At 57.5% G+C, this 26,448-nt stretch carries 26 protein-coding genes and 4 tRNA genes; 9 read left to right on the top strand and 21 right to left on the bottom strand.

What is annotated here, in order from left to right; genetic code table 11:
• Nucleotides 1-2: 2 nt before the first annotated feature.
• Together BMH52_RS22055 and BMH52_RS22050 are read left to right on the top strand one after the other, a co-directional pair.
• Entirely contained in the window at nt 3-383 is a 381-nt protein-coding gene (locus tag BMH52_RS22055; RefSeq protein ID WP_008432858.1) for a hypothetical protein, read from the top strand.
• Nucleotides 380-1,894 carry a conjugal transfer protein TraG N-terminal domain-containing protein gene (locus tag BMH52_RS22050; RefSeq protein ID WP_008432856.1) on the top strand — a complete coding sequence of 505 codons (1,515 nt, stop codon included), beginning with the start codon at nt 380-382 and terminating at the stop codon, nt 1,892-1,894. Before BMH52_RS22055 ends, BMH52_RS22050 begins: the two co-directional genes overlap by 4 nt.
• 32 nt (nt 1,895-1,926) lie before the next feature.
• Here the strand turns inward: BMH52_RS22050 and BMH52_RS22045 are convergent, their stop codons facing one another.
• Complete coding sequence (locus BMH52_RS22045; protein ID WP_008432855.1) at nt 1,927-2,250, bottom strand: hypothetical protein; 324 nt, start codon at nt 2,248-2,250, stop codon at nt 1,927-1,929.
• A 235-nt stretch (nt 2,251-2,485) separates the two neighbouring features.
• The gene (locus BMH52_RS22040) at nt 2,486-2,974 is read right to left on the bottom strand and encodes a hypothetical protein (protein WP_019821334.1); all 489 of its coding nucleotides are present in this window, start codon (nt 2,972-2,974) and stop codon (nt 2,486-2,488) included.
• 205 nt (nt 2,975-3,179) lie between these two features.
• On the opposite strand from BMH52_RS22040, the gene mobH reads away from it, so the two are divergent.
• The gene (mobH, locus tag BMH52_RS22035) at nt 3,180-5,066 is read left to right on the top strand and encodes a MobH family relaxase (RefSeq protein ID WP_008432854.1); all 1,887 of its coding nucleotides are present in this window, start codon (nt 3,180-3,182) and stop codon (nt 5,064-5,066) included.
• Nucleotides 5,063-6,382: a tyrosine recombinase XerC gene (xerC, locus tag BMH52_RS22030; protein WP_008432853.1), complete on the top strand. Its 1,320-nt coding sequence runs from the start codon at nt 5,063-5,065 to the stop codon at nt 6,380-6,382. The genes mobH and xerC overlap by 4 nt, the downstream gene beginning before the upstream one ends.
• A gap of 169 nt (nt 6,383-6,551) precedes the next feature.
• On the opposite strand, the gene BMH52_RS22025 is transcribed toward xerC, so the two are convergent.
• From BMH52_RS22025 to rluD, 7 genes are all read right to left on the bottom strand, one after another.
• Nucleotides 6,552-6,628, bottom strand: a tRNA-Pro gene (locus BMH52_RS22025).
• 188 nt (nt 6,629-6,816) lie between these two features.
• A tRNA-Lys gene (locus BMH52_RS22020) sits at nt 6,817-6,892 on the bottom strand.
• Between the two features lie 5 nt (nt 6,893-6,897).
• Nucleotides 6,898-6,974 (bottom strand) — tRNA-Pro (locus BMH52_RS22015).
• Nucleotides 6,975-6,983: 9 nt separating this feature from the next.
• Nucleotides 6,984-7,059, bottom strand: a tRNA-Asn gene (locus BMH52_RS22010).
• A gap of 295 nt (nt 7,060-7,354) precedes the next feature.
• Nucleotides 7,355-9,919: an ATP-dependent chaperone ClpB gene (gene clpB / locus BMH52_RS22005; protein ID WP_014716867.1), complete on the bottom strand. Its 2,565-nt coding sequence runs from the start codon at nt 9,917-9,919 to the stop codon at nt 7,355-7,357.
• Between the two features lie 135 nt (nt 9,920-10,054).
• A complete protein-coding gene (gene pgeF, locus BMH52_RS22000; protein WP_038448837.1) occupies nt 10,055-10,780 on the bottom strand; it encodes a peptidoglycan editing factor PgeF in 726 nt (241 codons plus the stop codon).
• Nucleotides 10,777-11,739, bottom strand: coding sequence for a 23S rRNA pseudouridine(1911/1915/1917) synthase RluD (gene rluD, locus BMH52_RS21995; RefSeq protein WP_003188422.1), 963 nt, complete (start codon nt 11,737-11,739; stop codon nt 10,777-10,779). The genes pgeF and rluD overlap by 4 nt, the downstream gene beginning before the upstream one ends.
• Before the next feature lie 149 nt (nt 11,740-11,888).
• Between rluD and BMH52_RS21990 the strand changes: the two genes are divergently transcribed.
• Together BMH52_RS21990 and BMH52_RS21985 are read left to right on the top strand one after the other, a co-directional pair.
• Nucleotides 11,889-12,914 carry an outer membrane protein assembly factor BamD gene (locus BMH52_RS21990; RefSeq protein ID WP_003188421.1) on the top strand — a complete coding sequence of 342 codons (1,026 nt, stop codon included), beginning with the start codon at nt 11,889-11,891 and terminating at the stop codon, nt 12,912-12,914.
• Between the two features lie 127 nt (nt 12,915-13,041).
• Nucleotides 13,042-13,275: a PP0621 family protein gene (locus tag BMH52_RS21985; protein ID WP_014716865.1), complete on the top strand. Its 234-nt coding sequence runs from the start codon at nt 13,042-13,044 to the stop codon at nt 13,273-13,275.
• Here the strand turns inward: BMH52_RS21985 and thiO are convergent.
• From thiO to pilV, 5 genes are read right to left on the bottom strand one after another with little or no spacing between them, the layout of a single operon-like run.
• Nucleotides 13,262-14,371, bottom strand: a complete 1,110-nt coding sequence (thiO, locus tag BMH52_RS21980) for a glycine oxidase ThiO (protein WP_014716864.1) — start codon at nt 14,369-14,371, stop codon at nt 13,262-13,264. The genes BMH52_RS21985 and thiO overlap by 14 nt on opposite strands.
• 59 nt (nt 14,372-14,430) lie before the next feature.
• Nucleotides 14,431-14,835, bottom strand: a complete 405-nt coding sequence (locus BMH52_RS21975) for a type IV pilin protein (protein ID WP_073845043.1) — start codon at nt 14,833-14,835, stop codon at nt 14,431-14,433.
• Between the two features lie 11 nt (nt 14,836-14,846).
• On the bottom strand, nt 14,847-15,377 hold the full coding sequence (locus tag BMH52_RS21970) for a PilX N-terminal domain-containing pilus assembly protein (RefSeq protein WP_020302965.1): 531 nt from the start codon (nt 15,375-15,377) through the stop codon (nt 14,847-14,849).
• A 5-nt stretch (nt 15,378-15,382) separates the two neighbouring features.
• Entirely contained in the window at nt 15,383-16,090 is a 708-nt protein-coding gene (locus tag BMH52_RS21965) for a PilW family protein (RefSeq protein ID WP_014716862.1), read from the bottom strand.
• On the bottom strand, nt 16,087-16,569 hold the full coding sequence (gene pilV / locus BMH52_RS21960; RefSeq protein WP_058410765.1) for a type IV pilus modification protein PilV: 483 nt from the start codon (nt 16,567-16,569) through the stop codon (nt 16,087-16,089). The genes BMH52_RS21965 and pilV overlap by 4 nt, the downstream gene beginning before the upstream one ends.
• Nucleotides 16,570-16,765: 196 nt before the next feature.
• Between pilV and BMH52_RS21955 the strand changes: the two genes are divergently transcribed.
• A complete protein-coding gene (locus tag BMH52_RS21955) occupies nt 16,766-17,347 on the top strand; it encodes a GspH/FimT family pseudopilin (protein WP_019817501.1) in 582 nt (193 codons plus the stop codon).
• On the opposite strand, the gene ispH is transcribed toward BMH52_RS21955, so the two are convergent.
• From ispH to murJ, 6 genes are all read right to left on the bottom strand, one after another.
• Nucleotides 17,301-18,248 (bottom strand): 4-hydroxy-3-methylbut-2-enyl diphosphate reductase, encoded by a 948-nt coding sequence (gene ispH / locus BMH52_RS21950; protein ID WP_003188409.1) that lies wholly within the window; start codon nt 18,246-18,248, stop codon nt 17,301-17,303. The genes BMH52_RS21955 and ispH overlap by 47 nt on opposite strands.
• A 181-nt stretch (nt 18,249-18,429) precedes the next feature.
• Nucleotides 18,430-18,867, bottom strand: a complete 438-nt coding sequence (locus tag BMH52_RS21945; protein ID WP_169855857.1) for a peptidylprolyl isomerase — start codon at nt 18,865-18,867, stop codon at nt 18,430-18,432.
• 7 nt (nt 18,868-18,874) lie between these two features.
• Complete coding sequence (gene lspA, locus BMH52_RS21940) at nt 18,875-19,387, bottom strand: signal peptidase II (protein ID WP_014716859.1); 513 nt, start codon at nt 19,385-19,387, stop codon at nt 18,875-18,877.
• Nucleotides 19,380-22,211, bottom strand: a complete 2,832-nt coding sequence (gene ileS / locus BMH52_RS21935) for an isoleucine--tRNA ligase (RefSeq protein WP_073845041.1) — start codon at nt 22,209-22,211, stop codon at nt 19,380-19,382. The genes lspA and ileS overlap by 8 nt, the downstream gene beginning before the upstream one ends.
• Nucleotides 22,212-22,225: 14 nt before the next feature.
• The gene (gene ribF, locus BMH52_RS21930) at nt 22,226-23,164 is read right to left on the bottom strand and encodes a bifunctional riboflavin kinase/FAD synthetase (RefSeq protein ID WP_073845039.1); all 939 of its coding nucleotides are present in this window, start codon (nt 23,162-23,164) and stop codon (nt 22,226-22,228) included.
• A 119-nt stretch (nt 23,165-23,283) separates the two neighbouring features.
• On the bottom strand, nt 23,284-24,822 hold the full coding sequence (gene murJ / locus BMH52_RS21925) for a murein biosynthesis integral membrane protein MurJ (RefSeq protein WP_014716857.1): 1,539 nt from the start codon (nt 24,820-24,822) through the stop codon (nt 23,284-23,286).
• A 253-nt stretch (nt 24,823-25,075) separates the two neighbouring features.
• Between murJ and rpsT the strand changes: the two genes are divergently transcribed.
• On the top strand, nt 25,076-25,354 hold the full coding sequence (rpsT, locus tag BMH52_RS21915; protein ID WP_003188401.1) for a 30S ribosomal protein S20: 279 nt from the start codon (nt 25,076-25,078) through the stop codon (nt 25,352-25,354).
• Between the two features lie 277 nt (nt 25,355-25,631).
• Here the strand turns inward: rpsT and BMH52_RS21910 are convergent, their stop codons facing one another.
• The gene (locus BMH52_RS21910) at nt 25,632-26,117 is read right to left on the bottom strand and encodes a peptidylprolyl isomerase (protein WP_003188398.1); all 486 of its coding nucleotides are present in this window, start codon (nt 26,115-26,117) and stop codon (nt 25,632-25,634) included.
• On the opposite strand from BMH52_RS21910, the gene BMH52_RS21905 reads away from it, so the two are divergent.
• Nucleotides 26,116-26,403 (top strand): DUF3565 domain-containing protein, encoded by a 288-nt coding sequence (locus BMH52_RS21905; RefSeq protein ID WP_072434156.1) that lies wholly within the window; start codon nt 26,116-26,118, stop codon nt 26,401-26,403. The two genes, BMH52_RS21910 and BMH52_RS21905, sit on opposite strands and share 2 nt — an antisense overlap.
• Nucleotides 26,404-26,448: the final 45 nt, after the last annotated feature.

Below are 26,448 nucleotides of genomic sequence, written 5' to 3'. Positions count from 1 at the left end.
CCATGACCGAAATACAGGAGCCTGTCGCCGCTCCCAACCGTTCGCTGGTTCGACGAACCGGGAGGAGCATTCTGCTTGTTCTGGGTGTTTTGCTCGCGACTGCCGCCCTCGTAGTCCTACTCAGCGCTGTCCTGATGAACATGTTCGACAGCGCCGAGCAATGGCAAGCCTGGCGCACCGACCACTATTGGCCGCTCTTTACCTGGCGCCTAATGCTTTATATCGCACTGACCGTTGCCTGGTTCAAATTCAAGGTACGGTTATCGAACTCAGAACGCTCGAAACGGCGCAAAGGCCTGTTGAAGATCGAGATAATGGTGATCTTATTATTTCTGATGGTTGAACTGAGCAAGGTGCTGTATCAGGCAGGGGGTGTTCTGTGACGCTCTACACCAATGACTATTTAGAGTACTACCTGACGTTGGTCGGTTGGATCATCAACAATGGTATCTGGGCGATGATTTCAGATACCGGTCTATTCGCCCTCCCCTTCTGCATCATCGTTATTCGAGAGTGGCTGAAAGTCCGTGGTGAGGGGGCCGATGAGGGCAACAAAGGCGTTCTCTCACTGGCACGTATCGAAACCAATATCTACGTTGGCTACATCGTAGTCGCATTCTTCGCTGTACCAGCCGTCAATGTGAGTTTTGATACCTTGGCATTTGACCAGAGTAGAGCTCAGCAATGTCAATACAACTTACCTAAACCCACAGACACAGGCTGGAACACAACATTCAGCTCACTGGCAGGAAAGAGTGCCCAGATGCCCATGTGGTGGGCATTAATGCATGCATTATCAAAGGGATTAACCAATGGCGCTGTAGCAGCAATTCCCTGCGGGACTGATTTACGGCAAGTACGCATGGAAGTTAGCAACACCAAGATCAACAACCCGCTATTGGCTCAGGAAATTGGCGACTTTACGCACGATTGCTATGGACCCTCCCGTGCCAGATTATTCATGCGCCAACCCGAATTGGGAGCGCAAGGGAATGACCCTCGTTTTGCGCAGGAACTCAGCTGGATTGGTTCGCACTATTTATTGAACACCTCGGGTTATTACGACACGGACTACTCCAAAACTCCAAGGGCATCATGGCCCTATAACGCATCTCGTGATGTGGGTTTACCACAAGTGGGTGGAGGTGGGGGCTATCCAACTTGCAAACAATGGTGGTCAGATAGCGGAGTGGGACTGCGGGACCGTATCAAGGCTCAAGTGTCGCCGGACCTCATGACCAAAATGCTCGGCTGGGCAAAGTGGTTGTCCCCGGACGAAGTCACTGACTCGCTTGTCCGGCAACTGGTCTCGCCGTCGAACCAGGTGAAAGGGGATGTTTATACGGACTACGGGGGACAAATCGACGGAACTGTGTGGAATGGTGCAGCCCGGGCAGCGGGGACTCTCGGGGTTGCATTAGGATCTATGGCCTATTTTCCAGCGATGGACATGGTTCGCCAGGCGCTACCGATGGTCATGGCGTTCTTGAAAATGGCGATGGTGATTTGCATTCCCTTGGTGCTAATCGTCGGGGCTTACCAACTAAAAGTGGCCATGACTATGTCCGTTGTTTTTTTCGCTCTGATATTCGTGGACTTTTGGTTTCAACTGGCTAGATGGGTCGATACCACGATATTGGACGCTTTATATGGAGCCGGTTCTCCGCATTTATCATTTGATCCTGTGATGGGTTTGAACACTGCCACCCAGGACGCAATCTTAAACTTCGTGATGGGCTCGATGTTCATCATCCTGCCAGTGTTTTGGATGGGCGCGCTGGGATGGGCAGGGGTGAGCGCAGGAAAAGCATTGGAAGGCCTTACCAGCGGAACAAAAGATGTTCAAAAGGCAGGTCAGGAAGGGGTGAATACTGTCAAACGTAGCGTTATGTAACGTAAGGGTCTCATATCATTGATATGAGACCCTTAATCATCGTCGTCTACACGTTGACCAGCAACATAGTACCCATAGCCATCGGGGCCATAGCATTGACCATACTCTATCTGGTTTCTGCGAGGCGTAGGTCTGTGATTCAACGCCCAGAGCCCTCCACCCAAAACCAAGGTAAATACTGCAACGCTGATAATCCCGCTGAAAATGTCTGCAGAAAAATATAGGAGTACGGCAGCCACAACCAGACGCTTGACCCAACGCAGGGTACGGTTCTGACTGCACCAAACGAGGCGCGCAGCCTGACCCAGGCCATAGCCTAAGCGACTTGCTACTCCCTGAGAGGTCTGTGCGGTCATGGTGCGTCTCCTTCTTACCCGGTCTAGGGGCGATTTGACATTACTTATAATACCGATTTTTCTATGCTGCAAGATCATGAGACAAACGGCCTTTGCCTTCAGCACCAGATGCCCCCCTTTCACAACAAAAATGGCCCAAAAGGTAAAAGGTTTTGTAGAAGCGAATGGAATGGTTCACAAGGGTAAAAGCCTTACCCGAAAGGGCCGCTTTCAGCGGGAAAAAGGTCCAATCTCATCAACGCATCTCGCGAGTCGAATAAACTTCAACTAACTCGTCTTCTGTAAAATTACTAAGCAAAGAAAAGTATTCAGCTCTGGACTCAACCGTCAACGGTTGGATAGAACCTAAATTAATAAGAGTTGAAACAGCCTCGTCAGGAGTCATTTCGCTAGTAAGTGGGGCTCTCTGCCCAGAGTAATAAACCTTGTCAGACGCAATAGCTACATCCAGCAGTTCACGTACTTCACCATAACGAGCGGAACGCGCAGCGGTTAGAAACACTCCATCAAAAATGACCAAGACGCTATCAACGTGAGGAATAATATATTTAGCTAAGGCGACAACCAGAGGAAGGTTGTTGTCCCACCTTGCTTCCTCATCATCAAGATCATTCCCTACACTAGCAAAAAGAATGATCTCATCACACTTATTGTCACGTATCAAATCACAAAGTGCCCAAACATTATCTGAGGTTGATTTCGTAGCGTAGCGAAGTGAAACCATCATTTTTTCCTCACATAGTCGATCTGCGGCCCCGTGCCCTTAGACCGAAACGACGATAATTCTGCATTCCTTTCTCCGTCACCACCATAGAAAGATGGCTCTTCGCCAAAAGAAATACCCGAGGCAACCAGTGATCCTTTCCCCTTGCTCGCCCCCCCTTTGATAGGAGAAAAGCCTGCCCCATGAATCATTTACGGAGCAGGCGATGTTCTCTATTTTCCGCCGCAATAAAGCGCTACCCGCCCAAAGCCCCTCCCCTAACGGTTTTATACAGCCGGCCTCTAGCCAAGCACTACTGGCATCGCCGCGCCGTCAGAAACTACTGGAGAACATTTGGCAGCGCGCATCGTTATCTCGCTCACAGTTTGTCGAGCTCTATAGGCGTCCACTTGAGCGCTACGCGGAGTTGGTCCAGCAGCTCCCTGCTTCGCAAAACCACCATCATGCACACCCTGGCGGCATGCTGGATCACGGGCTTGAAATCGTCGCCTATGCCTTGAAAATTCGACAGAGCTACCTGCTTCCTATAGGCGCACCGCCGGAGTCTCAATCAGCACAGGCTGAGGCCTGGACTGCCGCCGCGGCTTACGGCGCTCTGATACACGACCTCGGCAAGATCGCCGTCGACGTGCACGTCGAGCTGGCAGGAGGTAAAACCTGGCACCCGTGGCACGGCCCAATCGATCGTCCCTATCGATTCCGTTACGTGAAAGGACGCAACTACCAACTTCACGGAGCCGCTGCCGCACTGATCTACGCGCAGATCCTCTCCTCAGAAATCTTAGATTGGCTCAGTAATTTCCCCGAAGTGTGGTCGCAGTTAATCTTCATTTTGGCTGGTCAGTACGAACATGCCGGCATTTTGGGAGAGATCGTGGTCAAGGCCGATCAGGCGTCCGTCGCACAGGAGCTCGGTGGAAATCCAGCCCGCGCGCTGTCCGCGCCCAAACAGTCTTTGCAGCGTCAATTAGCAGATGGGTTGCGTCACCTGGTCCGAGATACATTCAAACTGAATCAACCCGATGGACCGTCAGATGGATGGCTGACACAGGATGCTCTTTGGCTGGTTAGCAAGCCTATTGCTGATCAATTGCGAGCCTATTTGCTGACCAAAGGCGTTGAAGGTGTACCCAGTACGAATGCGCCTTTCTTCAACATGCTGCAAGATCAGGGGGTAATCCAAACCAATGCCCAAGACAAGGCAATCTGGAAAGCCACGATAGACAATGGTCGTGGCTGGCGAAACACCTTCACCCTGCTGAAGCTCTCACCGGCACTGATCTGGAATGATCCAAGTGATCGGCCCACAGCTTACGCTGGGACTCTTGAGGTAGAAGCTGGCAACCCGGTAGAAGACTCTGCAGCTGAAAATACCGTCGCCACACCGGCCAAAAAGTTGCCTTCGGAAATTCAATCCAGCCCTGTGCCGGCGCCTTTAGCACCGGCACAGCCATCACCGTTCGAACTACCTCAGCATTCCTCGAGCAGTACAGATGAATTTGACGAGCTACTGGCGCTCCTTGGTAACATCAATGAGCCATCAGAAGACACCAAAAACAAAGCGGTCTCAGCGGCACATACCGCGCCTCCGAAACTGGATGAAATCCAGCCTTCCCAAACCTCCAATCAAGGAGGTGCGCCTTTAGCAATAATCGAAGAAGTCACTCCGATGCCTAGCAATAACACCGAGATCGGTCAGGGATTTGTTGAATGGCTTAAGAAAGGCATCGCATCCCGGACCATCATTATCAACGATACCAAAGCGCTGGTTCATACCGTAGCAGGGACCGCTATGCTGGTAACGCCTGGAATTTTCAAACGCTACGTCCTTGAATTCCCCCATATCGAACAGCAAGCCAAAGTACAGCAAGTCAGCGCCTGGCAGCTGGTTCAACGTAGTTTCGAGAAACAGAAACTTCATCGAAAAACGCATAAGAGTTTGAATATTTGGACCTGTGACGTTGTTGGACCTCGAAAATCCAAGCAGCTCAAGGGGTACTTACTACTAGACCCGCGAACAATCTTCTCTGAGGTCCCTTTCGACAATATCAGCCTGTCCTTGAAGTCAGAAGCAACGGAGCCGCCACAATGACGACGCCCTCGAATCTGACGGAGGAATACATCTTTGCCCATGATCTGCGGCCTGCCAGTGCAAAGATCTATCGCGCCTCGACCAAAGCACTACTCAAGCATTTCCGAACGGCCTCAGTTGAGGAGATCGATCATCGTGCGGTTCTGACATGGCGAAAAAAAGTCCTTGAGAACGGATTATCCAAACGCAGCTGGAACACCTATTCAAATCACCTTCGAACTGTTTGGGGCTACGCCATAGAACACGGCCTGATGACCCATACCACGATCAACCCATTCAAGAAAACCAGCGTTATCCCACCAAAGCGAGCCAGCAAGACAATCAATGGAGACGCCATCCAACGAGCACGCAACTGGCTCATATCCCTTGTAGGCCAAGAACGTTGTACGCATGAACGTAGCCAGATCACACCTGCCTGGTTCTGGCTCAGCGTCTTCGAGATGTTTTATTACACAGGCATACGTCTGAATGCCCTGCTGTGCCTGCGTTACAAAGATATCGACTGGGACAGCCAGATGATCTTGGTCCGCGGTGAAACAGAGAAGACCCATCGGGAGTTTTTCCTCCCCATTATGGAAGGACTCGCTCCACACTTATCCAGGATCTTGGGGGAGGCCGAGAAAATCGGTTTTTCACCAGACGATCAGCTGTTCAACGTCAACAGATTCTCTCGTCACTTCCATGGCAAGGAAATGAACATCGACCAGGTGGAGTCAATGTACGGCAAGCTCACCGATAAGATCGGCGTGCGCATGACCCCTCACCGCTTCAGGCACACATTAGCAACAGACTTGATGAAGCAGCCTGAGCGAAACATTCATCTCACGAAAAGCCTGCTGAATCATTCGAATCTAGCGACAACGATGAATTACATAGAGGCGGACTACGACCATATGCGTGCTGTTCTACATGAGCGGAGTCGGGCTCAGGGCGCTCTGAGCCGAGTGACACGGGTTGATCCAAGTGGCAAACCCTCTGCCCCCTTACCCGCCAAAATAGGTGTGCATTCACAGGAAACCGCTCAACCAGAGCCCAAGAAGCTGCCAGCTCCACAACAATCTAGCAGCACAGAGGTCAGTATTGATCGGCGGACCAAGTCGACTGGCCGAAGCGCGCTACAGAAGGCTCTCGAGCTCGCATCTGCGCAACTGCATCGCGAGTCAATGACATGCTCTATGGACCCACCAGTAGATCAAGTAGAGCAGAGTCTACTATTGACGCTAATGGCGAGCGGGCTTGGTGTCGGCACATTCAGGAAACGCACCTCAACTGAGCATTCAATGCGAAGCTCATCATTTTCCAGAGCATCGCCCTAGTACGCTCATAATCAAAGCGCACTGGCTATAGGGAATTCTGGTTGGCCAGAGGCTTTCGCATGCCCGGAATAAAGAACCAGGTCGAAATCCGGATTTTTTCCAGACGAACGGTACGACTTTGCTCAAGGCACAAAAAAAGGCGTCATAAAGACGCCTTTTTCATTAAATATGGTCGGGGTAGGGGGATTCGAACTCCCGACATCCTGCTCCCAAAGCAGGCGCGCTACCGGACTGCGCTATACCCCGGAATGCGCATCGCAAAGCCTATGCACATTGACATCATGACGAACCGAAACTACTGTTCGCCTCAGACGGCTGCATGTCTACGGCGATATCTAAGTGCTGTAACACTTTCCAAAACCGTAAAACCGCCTCTATCAGAGCTAGAACCTCTGATTCTAAGATTTGATTCCAGCGTCAACTGGTCTCAAAAATGGTGGGTCGTGTGGGATTCGAACCTACGACCAATTGGTTAAAAGCCAACTGCTCTACCAACTGAGCTAACGACCCAAATATGGTCGGGGTAGGGGGATTCGAACTCCCGACATCCTGCTCCCAAAGCAGGCGCGCTACCGGACTGCGCTATACCCCGGTTTGAAATTGGCTCCGTGACCAGGACTCGAACCTGGGACCCAATGATTAACAGTCATTTGCTCTACCGACTGAGCTATCACGGAACTACATATTTCAAAGTTACTGCTGTGTTGCTTCCTCTTCGACCCTGTCCGTATCGCTACGTTAGCGTCTCTGAGGCGCGCTATTCTACAATCTTAAAAACCCCTGTCAACCCTTTAAATTGCTTTTAAGACAATGATTTGCGCTTCTTTCTGATTTCTTCTTGGGGAGAAGAAACCCGTGGGCTGACGTTGCTGCGGGGCGCACTTTACAAGCCTTTGCCTTACAGTTCAACGCCCTATCGAAAAAAAAGGCCCCGCAATGCGGGGCCTTCTCTGGTTGCGCCAAGCGCAGGCCTTAATGGAAGACGATTTCGTCGTCTTTCACCGTCGCCGTGACGCGGGTGCCAGGCATAAAGCTGCCCGACAGGATCAGCTGCGCCAGTGGGTTCTCGATCCAGCGCTGGATCGCACGTTTGAGTGGCCGTGCGCCATACACTGGGTCGTAACCGACCGCGATCAGCTTGTCCAACGCTTCGCTGCTCAACTCCAGGTCCAACTCGCGCTCAGCCAGACGGCTACGCAGGCGGCCCAACTGAATTTCGGTAATGCCCGCGATCTGATCCCGCGCCAGAGGCTCGAAGATCACCACTTCGTCGACCCGGTTGATGAATTCCGGACGGAAGTGCGTGGTCAACGCATCCATCACCGCCGCACGCTGGGCTTCACGATCACCCACCAATTCCTGGATCTGAGCCGAGCCCAGGTTGGAGGTCATCACGATCACCGTATTGCGGAAGTCCACCGTGCGCCCGTGGCTGTCCGTCAAGCGACCATCTTCCAGCACCTGCAGCAAGATGTTGAACACATCCGGGTGCGCCTTCTCGACCTCATCCAGCAGGATCACCGAGTAAGGCTTGCGCCGTACGGCTTCGGTCAGATAACCGCCCTCTTCGTAACCCACATAGCCTGGTGGCGCACCGATCAGACGAGCCACCGAGTGTTTCTCCATGAATTCGGACATATCGATCCGCACCATGGCCTCTTCAGTATCAAAGAGGAACTCGGCCAGGGCCTTGCACAACTCGGTCTTACCCACACCGGTTGGGCCGAGGAACATGAACGAGCCGCTTGGACGGTTCGGGTCGGACAAACCTGCCCGGGAACGCCGTACCGCGTTGGACACCGCCACCACTGCCTCTTCCTGGCCGATGACGCGCTGATGCAACAGGCTTTCCATCTTCAGCAACTTGTCGCGCTCGCCTTCGAGCATCTTCGACACGGGAATACCGGTCCACTTGGAGACCACTTCGGCAATTTCTTCCTCGGTCACCTTGCTGCGCAGCAACTGGTTCTCAGGCTTGCCGTGCTGGTCAACCATCTGCAGGCTGCGCTCCAGGTCCGGGATCACCCCGTACTGCAACTCGGCCATGCGGTTCAGGTCGCCTTTACGGCGCGCCGCTTCCAGTTCCTGACGGGACTGCTCGATCTTTTGCTGGATCTGCGCCGAACCCTGTACTTCGGCTTTTTCCGAGGTCCAGATTTCTTCGAGGTCCGAATACTCGCGTTCCAGGCGAACAATTTCTTCCTGGAGTTTTTCCAGGCGCTTCTTGGCCGCTTCGTCTTCTTCTTTCTTCAGCGCCTGGGATTCGACTTTCAGTTGAATCAGGCGCCGATCCAGGCGATCAAGCACTTCCGGCTTGGAATCGATCTCCATACGGATGCGGCTGGCCGCTTCGTCGATCAGGTCGATAGCCTTGTCCGGCAACTGACGATCAGTGATATAGCGATGGCTCAACTTGGCCGCCGCGATGATCGCACCGTCGGTAATAGCCACCTTATGGTGGACCTCATAGCGCTCTTTCAGGCCCCGCAGGATCGCGATGGTGTCTTCTTCGCTGGGTTCTTCCACCAGAACTTTCTGGAAGCGACGCTCAAGGGCTGCGTCCTTTTCGATGTACTGACGGTATTCGTTAAGCGTAGTTGCACCGACGCAGTGCAACTCACCCCGCGCCAAGGCGGGCTTGAGCATATTGCCGGCGTCCATGGAGCCTTCGCCCTTACCGGCGCCGACCATGGTGTGCAATTCGTCGATAAACAGAATGATCTGCCCTTCCTGCTTCGACAATTCGTTAAGCAAGGATTTCAAGCGCTCTTCGAACTCACCCCGGAACTTGGCTCCGGCAATCAGCGAGCCCATATCCAGAGACAGCAGGCGCTTGCCTTTGAGGCCGTCCGGCACTTCACCATTAATGATGCGCTGAGCCAGGCCCTCGGCAATCGCGGTTTTACCCACGCCAGGTTCACCGATCAACACCGGGTTGTTCTTGGTGCGACGTTGCAATACCTGAATGGTGCGACGGATTTCGTCGTCACGGCCAATCACCGGGTCCAGCTTGCCTTCTTCGGCACGCTTGGTCAGGTCGACGGTGTATTTGTCCAGGGCCTGGCGCGACTCCTCGTGGTTGGGGTCGTTCACCGCTTCGCCGCCACGCAGGTTGTTGATGGCGTTTTCCAGGGCCTTTTTGCTCACGCCCTGGCCCAGCAACAACTTGCCGAGCTTGCTGTTGTCGTCCATGGCGGCGAGCAACACCAATTCACTGGAGATGAACTGGTCACCTTTCTGCTGGGCCAGGCGGTCGGCCTGGTTGAGCAGGCGCGCCAGATCCTGGGACATATTCACGTCCCCGGTGGGATTCTGGATTTTCGGCAGTTGGTCGAGCTCTTTGCTCAACTCCTTGCGCAGGCTGTTGACGTCAAAGCCCACCTGCATCAGCAAGGGTTTGATAGAACCACCTTGCTGTTCCAGGAGTGCCTGCATCAAGTGCGCAGGCTCAATGGCCGGGTGGTCGAGGCCCACCGCCAAGGATTGAGAGTCGGACAATGCCAACTGTAATTTGCTGGTTAAACGATCAATACGCATTAGTCACCTTCCTTTTGAGCAGGCCGGAGCTATGAACAAACACATCCTGAATGAAGAAACCTGCCAGATACCCTTATAGATGGGGTGGATTCTGGGCGTTTCAAGCGGCAGACGGTTGATACAGGTCAGGACAGTCTAGCGTTCAAGCCAGATAAGGGAGGCGAATCGGCCCGTATGTGGGCTTCGGCGATAAGAAAAGAAACGCGGGTCGGTCACAGTGCACAAACCGCCCCCATACACAGCGCTAACACCGCGAGCGGCCAGACGTAGACGCGCCAGCTGGTAGATGTCGGCCATGTACTTACCAGGGTTGTGGCTGGGAACAAAGGCTTCAGCGGTGGCCGGCAGTTGCTGCATGAACACCTCACGCACTTCCGGGCCGACCTCAAAGGCTTGTGGGCCTATGGCAGGGCCGAGCCAGACCAGAACGTCTTCGGGTGCGCTATCCAGGCTTTCGAAAGCGGCCTCCAGCACGCCGGCCGCCAAACCACGCCAACCGGCATGGGCTGCGGCAACCCGGGTGCCCGCTCGATCACAGAACAGCGCAGGCAGGCAATCAGCGGTCATGGCTGTGCAGGCGATGCCAGCGGTGCTGGTCCAACTACCGTCAGCCTCGACAGTACGGCCCGGATCGGCCTCAACCACGCGAGTACCATGGACTTGACGCAACCAGGCAGGCTGGATATCGAAGGCCTCACTCAGGCGACGGCGATTCTCAAGGACGGCCTCGAGGCTGTCCTCGACATGATCACCCAGGTTGAGGCTGTCGAACGGCGCCAGGCTGACGCCGCCCGCACGGGTGGTGACGCAGGCTTTTACCCGAGCCGGCGCGGGCCAGTCAGGTATCAGCCAGTCACTCATCCGACAAACGCCTCGCGATCTTGCTTGAGCAGCGACAGCAGCCAGACCAGATCGTCTGGCAGTGGCGATTCCCAGCTCATGCGCTTACCGCTCGTCGGATGATCCAGTTCCAGGAAGCGTGCATGCAGTGCCTGGCGCGGGAACGTCTTGAGCGACTCAACCATGGTCTGGCTGGCCGCCGGCGGAATACGGAAGCGGCCACCGTAGGCCGGGTCGCCGACCAACGGGAAGTTGATGTGCGCCATGTGCACGCGAATCTGGTGGGTACGCCCGGTTTCCAGCTTGACCCGCACATGGGTGTGGGAACGGAAACGCTCCAGCACACGGTAGTGGCTGACGGCCTGCTTGCCACCTTCCATCACCGCCATACGCTGGCGCTGCTGGCCGTGACGACCAATGGGTGCGTTGATTTTGCCACCGGCCACAACGACGCCGATCACAATGCACTCATAGATGCGGCTGACGCTCCGGCTCTGCAATTGCGTAACCAGTTGCGTCTGCGCCTGAATGGTCTTGGCCACCACCATAAGGCCGGTGGTGTCCTTGTCCAGACGGTGAACAATGCCGCAGCGCGGCACATTGATGATGTCCGGCACGTGGTGCAACAGGGCATTGAGCAAGGTGCCATCAGCGTGCCCGGCGGCCGGGTGAACCACCAGGCCTGCGGGTTTGTTGATGACCAGGATGTCGTCGTCTTCATAGACGATATCCAGCTCGATGTCCTGAGCAACCCATTCTCCCTGGGCTTCCTGCTCGGCAGTCAGCTCAAGAATCGCACCGCCATGGACTATGTCTCGCGGGCGGATAACCGCTCCATCCACAGTCAGGCGGCCGTCTTTGATCCAGGCGGAAAGGCGCGAGCGCGAGTGCTCAGCGAATAATTGTGCGGCGACTTGATCGAGGCGTTGGCCGCCCAATTCGGACGGCACCTCTGCGCGAAGTTCAATTTTATCGGACATGCTCAGACTAGGCGTGGCGTAGCCTTTGGTTTCGGCTGCGCGCTTGTGGTTAAATACGGCGTCTTTTGCCCCGAGGCTTTCAACGGGGCGCTCATCATAACAGGACGGCCCCGCCCAAGACAGCGGCCGTCATAGGGACGCAAGCCGCCATGCAAGTGAAACACCTGCTGCTGATCGCCATCCTCGCCATGACTGCTGCTTGCTCGTCAACAAAGGACGTCGTCGACGAAAACCTGAGCGAAGTCGAGCTGTACCAGCAAGCTCAGACAGACTTGGACAATAATAGCTTCACCAGCGCCACAGCGAAGCTGAAGGCATTGGAGTCGCGTTACCCGTTCGGCCGCTATGCCGACCAGGCCCAGCTTGAGCTGATCTACGCCAACTACAAGAACGCCGAGCCGGAAGCTGCCAAGTCCGCTGCCGAGCGTTTCATCCGCCTGCACCCGCAGCACCCGAACGTGGACTACGCCTACTACATGAAGGGCCTGACCTCGTTCGACCAGGATGTTGGCCTGCTGGCGCGCTTCCTGCCGCTGGACATGACCAAGCGCGACCCGGGTGCTGCGCGCGACTCCTATAACGAGTTCGCCCAGCTGACCAGCCGCTACCCCAACAGCCGCTACGCGCCGGACGCCAAGCAGCGCATGATCTACTTGCGCAACCTGCTGGCTTCGTACGAGATCCACGTGGCCCACTACTACCTGACCCGTCAGGCTTATGTGGCCGCCGCCAACCGTGGCCGCTACGTGGTGGAAAACTTCCAGGAAACCCCGTCCGTGGGTGACGGCCTGGCCGTGATGACCGAGGCTTACCAGCGTCTGCACCTGGACACACTGGCGACGACCAGCCTGGAAACCCTGAAGCTCAACTACCCCGACCACCCTAGCCTGAAAGACGGCCAGTTCGTGCCTCAGGTTGCCGAAGCGGACAACCGTTCGTGGCTGAGCAAGTACACCCTGGGCCTGATCGAGTCCCGTCCACCACTGCCGCCGGGTGAAACTCGCGCCAACCAGGACGTGATCAAGATGTACCAGGACGCCAAGGACGCTATTCCTTCGGATCTCAAGCCGCACGACGAGAACGGTGACGTGATCGAAGAAGAAGAGCCGCAAGCCCTGGGCAACAACCAGGACCGCTCGTGGTTCAGCTACATGACCTTCGGTGTGTTCGACTGATTGTTCGACGCAACGCAAAAGGGAGCTCTGAAGGAGCTCCCTTTTTTATGAGCGAGTATTTATTGCCCTGTGCGCCCGTGACCACCTTGGCTAAACTGGCGCATTCCTTGTCGAGAAACTGCCCATCATGCTTCGTCTACTGTTCTGGATTGCCGTCATTGCTGCCGCGGTATGGTTCTGGCGCAAATTCAAAAAAAATGCCTCCCATCAGCAACGGCCTGCCGAACCGGATGCGGCCCTGATGGTGCGTTGCGCCCACTGTGGCGTGCACCTGCCGCAGGACCGCGCACTGAGTTCACGCCAGGAATGGTACTGCACCCAGGCGCATCTGGAACAAGGGCCAAAGTCTATTCAGCGTTGAGGCGACCTGCGGGGGCGTAAGGCGCTGGATCGATGATCGGAGCCCGCGCCAGCAGCAAGTCGGTGAACAACTGGCAAGATGCCGGTGCGAGTACCAGACCATTGCGGTAATGCCCGCAATTGAGCCACAACCCCTTGAAGCCAGGGACCTCACCGATAAACGGTATACCTTCGGGGGAGCCAGGCCGTAAACCGGCCCAATGCCCGACCACCTCGGCGTCCGCCAAGGCGGGAATCAGTTCCAGCGCAGACGCCTTGAGGCTTTCCAGCGCGGTGTCGGTTGGCGTCTTGTCGAATCCTTCATGCTCCAACGTGCTGCCGATCAGGATGTGCCCATCCCGCCGGGGAATCGCATAACGCCCCTTGGCCAGGACCATGCTGGATAAAAAGTCGGACGCGCATTTGTACAGGATCATTTGGCCTTTGACCGGCTCCACGGGTAGCCCCAAGCCCAGCGTACCCAACAATTGTCCGCTCCAGGCGCCGGCCGCGAGCACCACCTGATCCCCCAAAACCTGGCCCGTAGCGGTATTCACACCCACCACCCTGCCGTCGCCGAGCACAAAACCCGACACATCGCATTGCTCGCAAATCGTCACGTTCGGCAACGCCAGCAGGGCCGCCTTCAGTGATTTGACCAGGCGCGGGTTGCGTACGTTGGCCACATCGGCCATGTAGATCGCCTGAGAATAGCCACCCCCCAACACCGGCACCGCGTCATGGGCCGCAGATACGTCCACCTTGCTCAACGGTCTCCCTTCACGGGCAGCCCAGGCCAGTGCTTGCGCTTCGTCATCCAGGTCGAGCCAATACAACCCCGTGGTATGTACCTCTGGATCGACGCCGGTCGCTGCAAACAGCCGTTGCGCCAGTTGCGGGTAAAAATCCTGGGACCAATGGGCCAAGGCAGTGACCGCCTGGCTATAGCGCCACGGGTACAACGGCGAGACAATCCCACCGCCCGCCCAGGAAGACTCTTGCCCAAGCCCACCGCGCTCCAGCAGCGTGACCGCCTGGCCCTCACTGGCGAGGTTGTACGCCGTCAACAGCCCGATTACTCCGCCGCCGACAATCACCACTTGCTGTTGCTTAGCCATCATTTGATCCAGCCGATAAACAGGGAAAGGCGCGCCCGGCGCCCACGCTTCAAGTACGCTCATCCTTGCCCCCAGCAGACCTTGGGCGACATTTCAGGCCCTGCTCCCGGGTTGCCGCGCATACCGGTGCTGGTCAAGCTGAATGCTGCGCATGCGTCGTTCGCCATGACCGAGTCCGCAGCGGGAGTGGCGAGCAGGTCAAAATCCTGAGGGTTGAGGACGGCACTGATTCTATAATGATCATTGCCCGCGCTGACGTCGCCTGCATCAATAAAAGTGCCATTCCTCGTATAAGAACGCTCCAGGTGCTGGGCCTGTTCGCTCAACAACGCGACGATCTGCGCCCGATACACCTTCTTCACCTGGCTGAGGTACCCGGGATACGCAATCCCGGCCAGCAACGCGATGATCGCCACGACGATCAGTAACTCCATCAGGGTAAAACCCTGGCTCTCCTTGCCCATCCGATTGCTCCTTATTGAAGTTGCCGCCATAAGACCCGTCGAAACTTGACGCGGCCGCCCTCCTCCACCCGTGCATAGACCGTCTCCAGCACCGTGCGCGTTTGCCCCGCAAGCCCGACCGAGGTGACACGAAAAAGTGTGCCTACGGTTTGGGAGGGTAAATGAGCAAGCCCTGCACCTTCCCCAAGAGATTGAATGCCATAAAACCCATCCTTCAAGGCGAGCCAGGTGACCGCCGAGACCGGGTTCGTCCCGGCCGCCGTCAAGGAAGACGCCTCAGCAGGCGGCGCACAACGGATGATCGAGTGGCAGACAGGCATCGCCTGGCCAACCTTTTGCACGGTCGACTCCCCCAATCTCAGGCCGCTTTCGGCAGATTGAAGCGATTGATTGCGATGCCACAGGCTGCTCGCGACTTTTTGCTGGGAGACCGCAGCCTGTATTGATGACAGTCCCACCTGCGACAGCACCAACAGGAACACCAGACTGATCAGCAGCACCATCCCGGTCTGCCGTACATGAATGCCGCCATGCATGATCATTGCCCCTACCCCAGCCGATTTCGCAGTGCCGCCACGACACTATAGGTCTGGTCCTTCACCCGCCCAGCGGGGTCTTGAAGGGTCATGAGGATGCGCACGCTACGTATCAGCGACTCATCGGCGGGATGGCTGTCATAGCGCTCCACAACTGTTGATGCCGAGGTGGCTGCCATGCCGAAGCTGACGTCGAACGCCCTTACGTTATCCATCAATACCGCCCTGGCCGGCGCCGCCGGGGTACTGATCTTCAACTGGCCCGATTCGTAGGTGTAGGTAAGTTGGCGTATGCCAAAGCGAAGTTGGCCGGGCTCGGCGCCGGGTGGCGTGCCTGCATAAGCCCTGGCCGCCTCCTTGCAGTCGGACAACACTGTCCAGTCAGGCCTGCCGACGCCATCGCCGACATTCGCGGTCACCAGCGTCAGTGACTTCGCACTCCCTGCCGCTTCCCAGCTTATCGGCCGATCAAAGGCAACCGGAGCATTGTCGATAGCCGCCACGGCCAAACACCCCAGCATGCCCGCCTGGCGAATATCCTGGGTGATCTTGCTCAGCACAAAGCGCGCATCATCCTGCAGCACCATGGCGGCCTGCTGGCTGGCATGGGTCAATCGCGAGCTGATCAGTATCTGGCTTGCCCCCAGTATCATGACCAACCCGATGGCGAGCGCCAGCAACACTTCCACCAGGCTGAAACCTCGCCCAAGACGCTTCATTGCGACACTCCCTGTTCATTGCTGATGCGACTGGTCAGGGTGAAGGTTTCCCGCGCCCCAGGGCGATTTGCTGCCCGAGCATCCGCCCAACTGATGCTGATGGTGACCTCGTGCCCGTTCACCACCACTGATCCTTTGGCATCCTCGCCGGCAAAACCCATGATATTGGCTTCGAAATCGTGCAGGTCCAGGTCACGTACGCTGGCGGTGGCAATGCTGGGTGGCGCCAGCTCCGCCCGGCCCCATGTGTAATCGGCGCCAGCATTGCTGCGAATGCGGTCGAGCATGTCGTAGGCAATAAAACTGGCTTGGCTGGTCATCCTGGCGCTGTTGGTGTACTTGAGCGCGTTGAGTTGCAGCACCGCAGCGCCCATCAGGCCGATCGCCAAAATCAACAGCGCGACCAGCACCTCGACCAGTGTCATGCCGGATTGGCGCAAGTGAGCAACGCGCAGGAATCGGTTCTGGCAGGCAGGCATTTCCGTCGTCATCCATGTCGAAGGCCGGAGAAAAAAGCAGGCAAGGCCTGCTGTGCGACCCAAGACTAGCGTCGGTTTTCGAGCGGCGCTGCTCCCGGAACAAAGGGAAATACTTTGGACATAAAGGCCATCATCCAGCGCCAAGGACCAAGCGCTATACCTAGAAAACCCACTCGTGCCCATGGAGGGAACGCACATGAAACAAAAAGGATTCACCCTGATTGAAATGCTGCTGGGGCTGATCGTCACCAGTTTTCTCGCGCAACTGGCCGTACCCGGTTTCAAGGGCTTGCTTGAATCGCAACAACGACAAAACGCGGCCCAAGCACTCGCCTCCGGGCTGCGCTACGCACGCACCGAGGCCATCGCGCGCAACCGGGCGGTGGTCATTCATGCAAAGGACGAGGACTGGAGCCTGGGATGGCGCGTGATACTGGATGTGAGTGGGCGCGGCCACCTGGATGACGACAATCCAGTATTGCTGGAGCGCGAGGGCAATGGGCGCGTGTCGGTGGCCGGGAATGGCCCGGTTACGAGCCAGGTGCGCTTCAGCGGCCTGGGGGAGCCGGTGTTTGCCGGCGGGGGATTTCGTGCCGGCACCGTACATGTGTGTGACAAGGACCAGGCACAGAGCCTGTATCAGATCGTGCTGGCCCCCAGCGGGCGCATCAGCCTGCGCAGTGACAAGACCGAACAGGCATTATGCCGAGGCTATTCCAGCACCCTGGCCGTCAGAGCAGCGAGCGGACCCGCAGTTCCTTGGGCATGGAGAACGTGATGTTTTCTTCACGGCCCGCCAGCTCATCGGCGCCGGTGGCACCCCAGGCTTGCAACTGTTGGATCACACCGCGCACCAGTACTTCCGGAGCGGAGGCGCCCGCCGTGATGCCGATACGCTCGACACCGTCGAACCAGCTGCGCTGCATGTCTTCGGCGCCGTCGATCAGGTACGCCGGTGTGGCCATGCGCTCGGCCAGCTCGCGCAGGCGGTTGGAGTTGGAACTGTTAGGGCTGCCGACCACCAGCACTACATCGCATTCGTCCGCCAGTTGCTTGACCGCATCCTGGCGGTTTTGCGTGGCGTAGCAGATGTCATCCTTGCGGGGGCCGCCAATAGCAGGAAACCGCGTGCGCAGGGCGTCGATGACGCGGCTGGTATCGTCCATGGACAAGGTGGTCTGGGTGACGAAAGCCAGACGATCAGGGTTGTGTACCTGCAAGTTGGCAACGTCTTTTTCGTCTTCCACCAGGTAGATGGCGCCGCCGTTGCTGGCGTCGTACTGGCCCATGGTGCCTTCGACCTCCGGGTGACCGGCATGGCCGATCAGGATGCATTCGCGACCGTCGCGGCTATAACGGGCCACCTCGATGTGCACCTTGGTCACCAGCGGGCAGGTGGCATCGAACACTTTAAGGCCACGGCCAGCCGCTTCGGTACGCACGGCCTGGGACACGCCATGGGCACTGAAGATGACGATAACGTCGTCGGGTACCTGATCGAGTTCTTCGACAAAGATCGCACCGCGTGCGCGCAGGTCTTCGACCACGAACTTGTTATGCACGACTTCGTGGCGCACATAAATCGGCGGCCCGAAGACCTCCAGGGCGCGGTTGACGATTTCGATCGCCCGGTCCACGCCAGCGCAGAAGCCACGGGGGTTGGCGAGTTTGATTTGCATGCTGTGCCTCGTGCCTTGCAGGCCAAGAAATTGGATCAACTCAGCTCTATAGAATAAGCATCTGTGGGAGCGGGCTTGCCCGCGATGCAAACGACTCGATGTATCAGATACACCTAGGTGATGCTATCGCAGGCAAGCCAGCTCCCACACAAGCCAGCCCCACAGGAACCGGTTTCGTCAGTTAGAGCGCTTTAACGTCGATGATTTCAACATCAAACGTCAAGGTTTTACCGGCCAACGGATGGTTGAAATCGATGGTCACTTGCGCATCATCGAAGGCTTTAACCACACCGGGCAATTCGGTATTGGCCGCATCATTGAAGATCACCAGCAAACCTTCCGACAGGTCCATACCTTCGAACTGCGAACGCGGGATGATCTGCACGTTTTGCGGGTTGGGTTGGCCGAAAGCGTTTTCCGGCAGGATCTGCAGGTTGCGCTTGTCGCCCGCCTTGAACCCGAACAATGCCGCTTCAAAACCAGGCAGCAGGTTACCGTCGCCAACCTTGAAGGTCGCCGGGGCTTTGTCGAAGGTGCTGTCGACCGTGTCGCCATTTTCCAGGCGCAATGCGAAATGCAAAGTGACTTCCGTGTTCTGGCCGATGCGTTGCTCAGCCAATACCTGATCAGTCATTGACGGTTTCTCCGGTTTTCTTGCTCTTGAACATATCCAGCGCCAGCATGATTGCACCAACGGTGATGGCGCTGTCGGCAAAGTTGAACGCCGGGAAGTAGTGGCGGTTCTGCCAATGCACCAGGATGAAGTCGATCACATGGCCCAGGGCGATGCGGTCATACAGGTTACCCAGCGCGCCGCCCAACACCAGGGCCAGCGCGATAGCCAGCCAGGTGTCGTCGCGGCCCAGGCGCTTGAGCCACACCACCAGCACGGCACTGACCACCACGGCGATCAGCGCGAACAGCCAGCGCTGCCAGCCACCGCCATCAGCGAGGAAGCTGAAGGCGGCACCCGTGTTATAGGCCAGGGTCCAGCTGAAGTAATCCGGGATCACCACGATTTGCTGGAACATTTCCAGGGAGCCCTCGAAGTGAGCCTTGCTGACCTGGTCAATGACCAGCACCAGCAGGCTCAGTACGAGCCAGCCCAGACGTCCGAAACGACTGGCTGTATTAGGCATAGTGACGAACCTCGCCTTCACCGCTGATGTTGTCGACACAACGACCACAGATTTCCGGGTGCTCAGGGTTCACGCCGACATCTTCACGGCAGTGCCAGCAACGGGCGCATTTAGGGAAGGCCGACTTCACCACCTTGAGCTTCAGGCCCGGCACCTCGGTGACCACGGCATCTGCCGGGGCCTGGGCGAAAGGTGCCAGGCTCGCGGTGGAGGTGATCAGTACGAAGCGCAGTTCGTTGCTCAGCTTGGCCAGGTCGGCAGTCAGGCCGTCCTCGGCAAACAAGGTGACTTCGGCTTGCAGGTTGCCGCCCACGGCCTTGGCCGCACGCTGAACTTCCAGCTCCTTGTTCACCGCAACCTTGACGGCCATGACGCCTTCCCAGTACTCGCGGCCCAGTTCGAAGTCGGCCGGCAGTTCTGCCAGGCCTTCGTACCAGGTGTTGAGCATGACGGACTCGTTACGCTCGCCCGGCAGGTATTCCCACAGCTCGTCGGCAGTGAACGCCAGGATCGGCGCGATCCAGCGCACCAGCGCTTCGCTGATGTGGTACAGCGCGGTCTGCGCCGAACGGCGAGCCTTGCTGTTGGCGCCGGTGGTGTACTGGCGGTCCTTGATGATATCGAGGTAGAAACCGCCCAACTCCTGCACGCAGAAGTTGTGGATCTTGGAGTAGACGTTCCAGAAGCGGTATTCGCCGTAGTGTTCCTGCAACTCGCGCTGCAACAACAGGGTACGGTCCACGGCCCAACGGTCCAGCGCGAGCATGTCTTCGGCCGGCAGCAGGTCGGTGGCCGGGTTGAAACCGGTCAGGTTCGACAGCATGAAGCGCGCGGTATTGCGGATACGACGGTAGGCGTCGGCGCTGCGGGCCAGGATCTGGTCCGACACGGCGATTTCACCCGAATAATCGGTGGAAGCCACCCACAGACGCATGATGTCGGCGCCCAACGTATCGTTGATCTTTTTCGGCTCGATCACGTTCTTCAGCGATTTGGACATCTTGCGGCCCGTCTCGTCGACGGTGAAGCCGTGGGTCAGCAGCTCGCGGTACGGCGCGTGGTTGTCGATGGCGCAACCGGTCAGCAGCGACGAGTGGAACCAGCCACGGTGCTGGTCCGAACCTTCCAGGTACAGGTCGGCACGCGGGCCGGTCTCGTGGCCCATAGGGTGCGAACCGCGCAGCACGTGCCAGTGAGTGGTGCCCGAATCGAACCACACGTCGAGGGTGTCGCTGATCTTGTCGTACAGCGGCGCTTCATCGCCCAGCAACTCGGCGGCGTCCAGCTTGAACCAGGCTTCGATGCCTTCCTGTTCAACGCGCTGGGCCACGACTTCCATCAGCTCGACGGTGCGCGGGTGCAGCTCACCGCTTTCCTTATTCAGGAAAAACGGGATCGGCACGCCCCAGTTACGCTGGCGGGAGATGCACCAGTCAGGACGGTTGGCGATCATCGAGTGCAGGCGCGCCTGGCCCCAGGCCGGGACGAACTTGGTGTCTTCGATGGCTTTGAGCGAGCGTACACGCAGGGTGTCGCCGCTGGTCGGCTCTTTGTCCATGCCGATAAACCACTGCGCCGTAGCGCGGTAGATCAGCGGGGTCTTGTGACGCCAGCAATGCATGTAGCTGTGCTGGATGGTGGCGGTTTGCATCAACGCACCGACTTCACGCAGCTTTTCGATGATCGGCTGGTCAGCCTTGAAGATGAACTGGCCACCGAAGAACTCGAGCGAAGGCACGTAGACGCCATTGCTCTGCACCGGGTTGATGATGTCATCGTTGACCATGCCGTACTTCTTGCAGATCACGAAGTCGTCCACACCATAGGCAGGCGAGCAGTGGACAATGCCGGTACCCGAACCCAACTCGACGTAGTCAGCCAGGTACACCGGCGACAGACGGTCATAGAACGGGTGACGGAAGTTGATCAGCTCCAGCGCAGAACCAGTGGTGGTGGCGATCACCGAACCTTTTAGTTCGTAACGCGCCAGGCACGACTCGACCATTTCTTCGGCCAGCACCAGCAGGCGATCACCGACGTCCACCAGGGCGTAGGTGAATTCCGGGTGCACGTTCAGCGCCTGGTTGGCCGGGATGGTCCACGGGGTAGTGGTCCAGATCACGATGGCCGCTGGCTTGCTCAGGCTTGCCAGGCCAAAGGCCTCGGCCAGCTTGGCGTCGTCGGCGATCGGGAAGGCCACGTCGATGGTCGAGGACTTCTTGTCTTCGTACTCCACTTCCGCTTCGGCCAGGGCCGAACCGCAGTCGAAGCACCAGTTCACGGGCTTGAGGCCCTTGAACACGAAACCGCCCTTGACGATTTCAGCCAAGGCGCGGATTTCACCGGCCTCGTTCTTGAAGTTCATGGTCTTGTAGGGGTTGTCCCACTCGCCCAGCACGCCCAGGCGGATGAATTCGGACTTCTGGCCTTCGATCTGCTCAGTGGCGTAGGCACGGCACAGTTCGCGGGTCTTGTCCGCGCCCAGGTTCTTGCCGTAGGTCACTTCAACTTTATGCTCGATCGGCAGGCCATGGCAGTCCCAGCCCGGAACGTACGGCGCGTCAAAGCCCGACAGGGTTTTGGAGCGCAGGATCATGTCCTTGAGAATCTTGTTCAGCGCATGACCGATATGAATCGTGCCGTTGGCATAAGGAGGGCCGTCGTGCAGGACGAATTTCGGACGATCCTTGCCAATTTCGCGCAACTTTCCGTACAGGCCAATACTGTCCCAGCGCTGCAGGATCTGCGGTTCGCGCTGTGGCAGGCCGGCCTTCATTGGGAAGGCGGTGTCCGGAAGGTTTAGCGTGGCTTTATAGTCGGTCATTTAAGGCTCTTCGGTTAGCGATGGGCGCTAGGTGCGGCTAGTGCACGGGCGGCGGCGACATCCGCATTGATCGCCGTTTTCAACGCCTCCAGGGAGGCGAAACGCTGCTCTTCACGCAGCTTCTGGTGGAAAACCACCGTCAAACGCCGGTCGTATAAATCACCGGCAAAATCCAAAAGGTGAACTTCCAGGTGGGCCTTGCCATCACCTGCAACCGTGGGCCTGACGCCTATATTGGCGACTCCTGGCCACGATTGGCCGTCGATGTCGACGCTTACCAGGTAAACCCCGGTCAGCGGCACACGACGGCGCTTGAGTTGCACGTTGGCGGTTGGCGTGCCCAATTGGCGCGCCAGCTTCTGGCCGTGCAATACCCGTCCGGCAATGCGGAACGGGCGACCGAGCAAACGCTCGGCCAGGTCGAAGTCGGCGGCGGCCAGGGCGTTACGCACCTGGGTGCTGCTCACGCGCAGGCCGTCCAGTTCGACGGTTTGCGAGGCTTCGACAGTGAAACCCTGATTGACGCCGGCATGTTGCAGGAAATCGAAATCCCCGACCCGGTCACAACCGAAATGGAAGTCGTCGCCGACCTCCAGGTGCTGTACACCCAAGCCGTCCACCAGGATGCGGTCGACGAACTCGGCGGCGCTGAGGCTGCGCAAACGCTGGTTGAATGCCAGGCAGAGGACACGGTCCACGCCCTCCTCCGCCAACAGTTGCAGCTTGTCCCGCAAGCGCGCCAAGCGGGCCGGCGCGGTTTCGGGGGTAAAGAACTCCCGCGGTTGTGGCTCAAAAATCACCACGCAGCTGGGCACGCCCAACTCGACCGCACGCTCGCGCAGCCGAGCCAGGATAGCCTGGTGGCCACGGTGAACACCGTCAAAGTTGCCAATAGTGGCGACGCAGCCCCGATGCTCGGGGCGCAGGTTGTGGAGACCTCGAACCAGCTGCATAACGCGCTTCTTGCTCATAAAGTGGTCGATTATAACCACACCCAGCCCCGGACGACAGGCAACTGCGCAGGCCAAATGGGTCGAATCGATAAAACAACCGTTTTATCGCGGCAAAGTCTCTATCCCAACGACTTGCGATTGAAATCACGCAGGCGGAAACCCTGCAACAGCAACATCCCGAAGTACACCGCCACGCCCGCGACCACCAATACACCCAGGCGCATGAAGCGCTCCAGCATATTACCTTGGTCCCAGGCCGGCATGAGGTGCATCAGGGCAAAGAGCACAACCGACATCGCGGCGACCGCCACCAGCAGCTTGAGCGCAAACACGCCCCAGCCGGGCTGTGGTTGGTACATCTGCTGTTTACGCAATTGGTAAAACAGCAGGCCTGCGTTTATACATGCCCCCGCGCTGATCGCCAAAGCCAGGCCGGCGTGGGCCAGCGGGCCGATAAACACCAGGTTGAGCAGTTGCGTAACCACCAGGGTGAAAATCGCGATTTTCACCGGGGTACGGATGTTTTGCTGAGCGTAGAAGCCGGGCGCCAGCACTTTGATCACGATAATGCCGAGCAGACCGACGGAGTAGGCGACCAGCGCATGCTGGGTCATCAAGGCGTCATGGGCGTCGAACTGCCCGTATTGAAACAGCGAGACCGTCAACGGTTCGGCGAGGATGCCCAGGGCCAGGGCGCACGGCAACACCAGCAGAAAGCATAGGCGCAGGCCCCAATCGAGTATGCGTGAGTATTCCTGGCGATCCTTGCTGGCGTAGGTACGCGCCAGGGTCGGCAGCAGGATGGTGCCCAACGCCACGCCCAGCACACCGGATGGCAATTCCATCAGGCGGTCGGCGTAGTACATCCACGACACCGAGCCGGATACCAGCAACGAGGCGAACGCGGTGTTGATGATCAGGGAAATCTGACTGACCGACACCCCGAGGATCGCCGGCAGCATGTTGCGCATCACGCGCCAGACGCCGGAATCCTTGAGGTTCAAGCGCGGCAGTACAAGCATGCCGATTTTTTTCAGGTGCGGCAGCTGGTACAGCAACTGTGCCAGGCCGCCGGCCAGGACCGCCCAGCCCAGGGCCATGACGGGCGGATCGAAATACGGCGTAAGGAACAACGCAAAAATAATCATGCTGACGTTCAGCAAGGTCGGCACAAAGGCCGGTACCGAGAAACGATTCCAGGTATTGAGGATCGCCCCGGCGAGCGAAGACAGGGAAATCAGCAATATATAAGGAAAGGTCACCCGCAGCAGATCAGTGGTCAGCGCGAACTTTTCCGGCGTATTGGCAAAACCGGGCGCCGTGGCCCAGATCACCCAGGGCGCGGCGAGCATCCCGACGATGGTTACCAGCATCAGCACCAGCGTCAGCAAACCTGAGACGTAGGCGATAAACGTACGGGTCGCCTCCTCGCCATGCTGGGTCTTGTACTCGGCCAGAATCGGCACGAACGCCTGGGAAAACGCGCCTTCGGCAAAGATCCGCCGCAACAGGTTGGGCAGTTTAAAGGCAATAAAGAACGCATCCGTGGCCATGCTGGCGCCAAAGATGCGGGCCAGCAGGGTGTCACGCACGAACCCCAACACCCTGGAAATCATCGTGATAGAGCTGACGGCAGCCAACGATTTGAGCAGATTCATTGAAAGAGTTTGCGCCTATAGATAAAGAGCAGGCGAACTACGCGCCCACTTATGCGATACTGCGCGCCTGCAACAGCACAGAGCCAAAGCTCGCGAGTTTACAGGTCAAGCGCCGGAAATAAATCACCCGCCTCTTCAGATCGACCACTCAGCAGTTCGCATCAGCCGCCCTTGACAACCCGTCAAGTCATCGGCATGATTCGCGGCCTATTTTGTTTGCTATTTCCTAAAAAGTCTTTCGAGGAGCTCGACGGTGGCCAACACACCTTCCGCCAAAAAACGTGCAAAACAGGCTGAGAAGCGTCGCAGCCACAACGCCAGCCTGCGTTCCATGGTTCGCACCTACATCAAGAATGTAGTCAAAGCCATCGACACCAAAGACGCTGAAAAAGCTCAAGCAGCTTACGTTCTGGCTGTGCCTGTTATCGACCGTATGGCCGATAAAGGCATCATCCACAAGAACAAGGCCGCTCGCCATAAGAGCCGCCTGAATGGCCACATCAAGGCTCTGAGCGTTCCTGCTGCAGCCTAAGTGGTAACAACTGCCACGTAGCCCAGGTTGCGTAACAGTTAAGAAATGCCCCGTACCGAAAGGTCCGGGGCATTTTTGTTTGCCCCCTGAAAACTGTAGGAGCGAGCTTGCTCGCGAAGATCGTTAACGATGACGCGGGAAGCCTGGCGCCCGAGGGGTTCTCAGGTTTTTCGCGAGCAAGCTCGCTCCTACAGAAAGTTGACCGGGAATATTCTCAAGGCAAAAAAACGCCCCGAACCAGTCGGGGCGTTTTTGATACCGATTGATCAAACCACAATCAATGGTGATGACCGCCTTCACCGTGGACGTGGCCGTGAGCCACTTCTTCCTGGGAAGCGTCGCGGATGGCCACGATCTTCACTTGGAAGTTCAGGCGCTGGCCAGCCAGAGGGTGGTTGCCGTCAACGGTAACGTCGTCGCCGTCCAGGTCGCGGATGGTGACGATCTGCATTTGGCCGTCCGGCGCGGAAGCGTGGAACTGCATGCCCACTTCCAGCTCATCAACACCTTCGAACATGCTGCGGCTCAAGGTGCTGACCAGTTCGGCGGAGTATTCGCCGTAGGCATCTTCAGGTTCTACGGCGACGGTCAGTTCGTCACCGACGTTCTTGCCTTCCAGAGCCTTTTCCAGGCCCGGGATGATGTTACCTGCGCCTTGCAGGTAAACCAGCGGCGCGCCGCCGGCGGAGCTGTCGATGACCTCACCAGCGTCGTTGGTCAGGGTATAGTCGATGGAGACAGCCTTGTTAGCGGCGATCGTCATGGGGCGAGACCTTTTGCAAAAGAATGAAGAACGGACAAGTCTAAACAAGGATTTGCCCGAAAGCGAACGGAACCCGGACGGACGGGGCCGATCAACGGTCACGATCACAGGTTTTCATCAGGACGACGATGGCCACTGGGTGGCCGAGCTGTCCTGCGGCCACACCCAGCACCTGCGCCACCAACCGCCCTGGCAGTCGCGCCCCTGGGTGCTCGACCCCGCGCAACGCCTTGAAAAAATAGGCCAGGCCTTTGCGTGCGGCTGGTGTGCGCAAGGGCACGAATAACGATAACCTTGGCGCCTGATTCGCGGTAGGCACTCACCCATAGAG

It is taken from the genome of Pseudomonas sp. BTN1 (assembly GCF_001907715.1).
GTDB classification, from domain to species: Bacteria; Pseudomonadota; Gammaproteobacteria; order Pseudomonadales; family Pseudomonadaceae; genus Aquipseudomonas; species Aquipseudomonas paracarnis.
This window is presented reverse-complemented; position numbering and strand designations above follow the sequence as displayed.

Excerpts from the sequence above, each read along its gene's own strand:
- ileS (WP_073845041.1), bottom strand. The coding sequence starts at position 22,211 with ATGACCGACTATAAAGCCACGCTAAACCTTCCGGACACCGCCTTCCCA.
- BMH52_RS22045 (WP_008432855.1), bottom strand. The coding sequence starts at position 2,250 with ATGACCGCACAGACCTCTCAGGGAGTAGCAAGTCGCTTAGGCTATGGC.
- mobH (WP_008432854.1), top strand. The coding sequence starts at position 3,180 with ATGTTCTCTATTTTCCGCCGCAATAAAGCGCTACCCGCCCAAAGCCCC.
- BMH52_RS21965 (WP_014716862.1), bottom strand. The coding sequence starts at position 16,090 with ATGAAGCGTCTTGGGCGAGGTTTCAGCCTGGTGGAAGTGTTGCTGGCG.
- lspA (WP_014716859.1), bottom strand. The coding sequence starts at position 19,387 with ATGCCTAATACAGCCAGTCGTTTCGGACGTCTGGGCTGGCTCGTACTG.
- rluD (WP_003188422.1), bottom strand. The coding sequence starts at position 11,739 with ATGTCCGATAAAATTGAACTTCGCGCAGAGGTGCCGTCCGAATTGGGC.
- BMH52_RS21990 (WP_003188421.1), top strand. The coding sequence starts at position 11,889 with ATGCAAGTGAAACACCTGCTGCTGATCGCCATCCTCGCCATGACTGCT.
- BMH52_RS21910 (WP_003188398.1), bottom strand. The coding sequence starts at position 26,117 with ATGACGATCGCCGCTAACAAGGCTGTCTCCATCGACTATACCCTGACC.
- ispH (WP_003188409.1), bottom strand. The coding sequence starts at position 18,248 with ATGCAAATCAAACTCGCCAACCCCCGTGGCTTCTGCGCTGGCGTGGAC.
- BMH52_RS21955 (WP_019817501.1), top strand. The coding sequence starts at position 16,766 with ATGAAACAAAAAGGATTCACCCTGATTGAAATGCTGCTGGGGCTGATC.
- clpB (WP_014716867.1), bottom strand. The coding sequence starts at position 9,919 with ATGCGTATTGATCGTTTAACCAGCAAATTACAGTTGGCATTGTCCGAC.
- BMH52_RS21975 (WP_073845043.1), bottom strand. The coding sequence starts at position 14,835 with ATGGGCAAGGAGAGCCAGGGTTTTACCCTGATGGAGTTACTGATCGTC.
- BMH52_RS21905 (WP_072434156.1), top strand. The coding sequence starts at position 26,116 with ATGGGGCGAGACCTTTTGCAAAAGAATGAAGAACGGACAAGTCTAAAC.
- BMH52_RS21985 (WP_014716865.1), top strand. The coding sequence starts at position 13,042 with ATGCTTCGTCTACTGTTCTGGATTGCCGTCATTGCTGCCGCGGTATGG.
- thiO (WP_014716864.1), bottom strand. The coding sequence starts at position 14,371 with ATGGCTAAGCAACAGCAAGTGGTGATTGTCGGCGGCGGAGTAATCGGG.
- pgeF (WP_038448837.1), bottom strand. The coding sequence starts at position 10,780 with ATGAGTGACTGGCTGATACCTGACTGGCCCGCGCCGGCTCGGGTAAAA.
- BMH52_RS22055 (WP_008432858.1), top strand. The coding sequence starts at position 3 with ATGACCGAAATACAGGAGCCTGTCGCCGCTCCCAACCGTTCGCTGGTT.
- pilV (WP_058410765.1), bottom strand. The coding sequence starts at position 16,569 with ATGCCTGCCTGCCAGAACCGATTCCTGCGCGTTGCTCACTTGCGCCAA.
- ribF (WP_073845039.1), bottom strand. The coding sequence starts at position 23,164 with ATGCAGCTGGTTCGAGGTCTCCACAACCTGCGCCCCGAGCATCGGGGC.
- xerC (WP_008432853.1), top strand. The coding sequence starts at position 5,063 with ATGACGACGCCCTCGAATCTGACGGAGGAATACATCTTTGCCCATGAT.
- BMH52_RS21970 (WP_020302965.1), bottom strand. The coding sequence starts at position 15,377 with ATGATCATGCATGGCGGCATTCATGTACGGCAGACCGGGATGGTGCTG.
- BMH52_RS22040 (WP_019821334.1), bottom strand. The coding sequence starts at position 2,974 with ATGGTTTCACTTCGCTACGCTACGAAATCAACCTCAGATAATGTTTGG.
- murJ (WP_014716857.1), bottom strand. The coding sequence starts at position 24,822 with ATGAATCTGCTCAAATCGTTGGCTGCCGTCAGCTCTATCACGATGATT.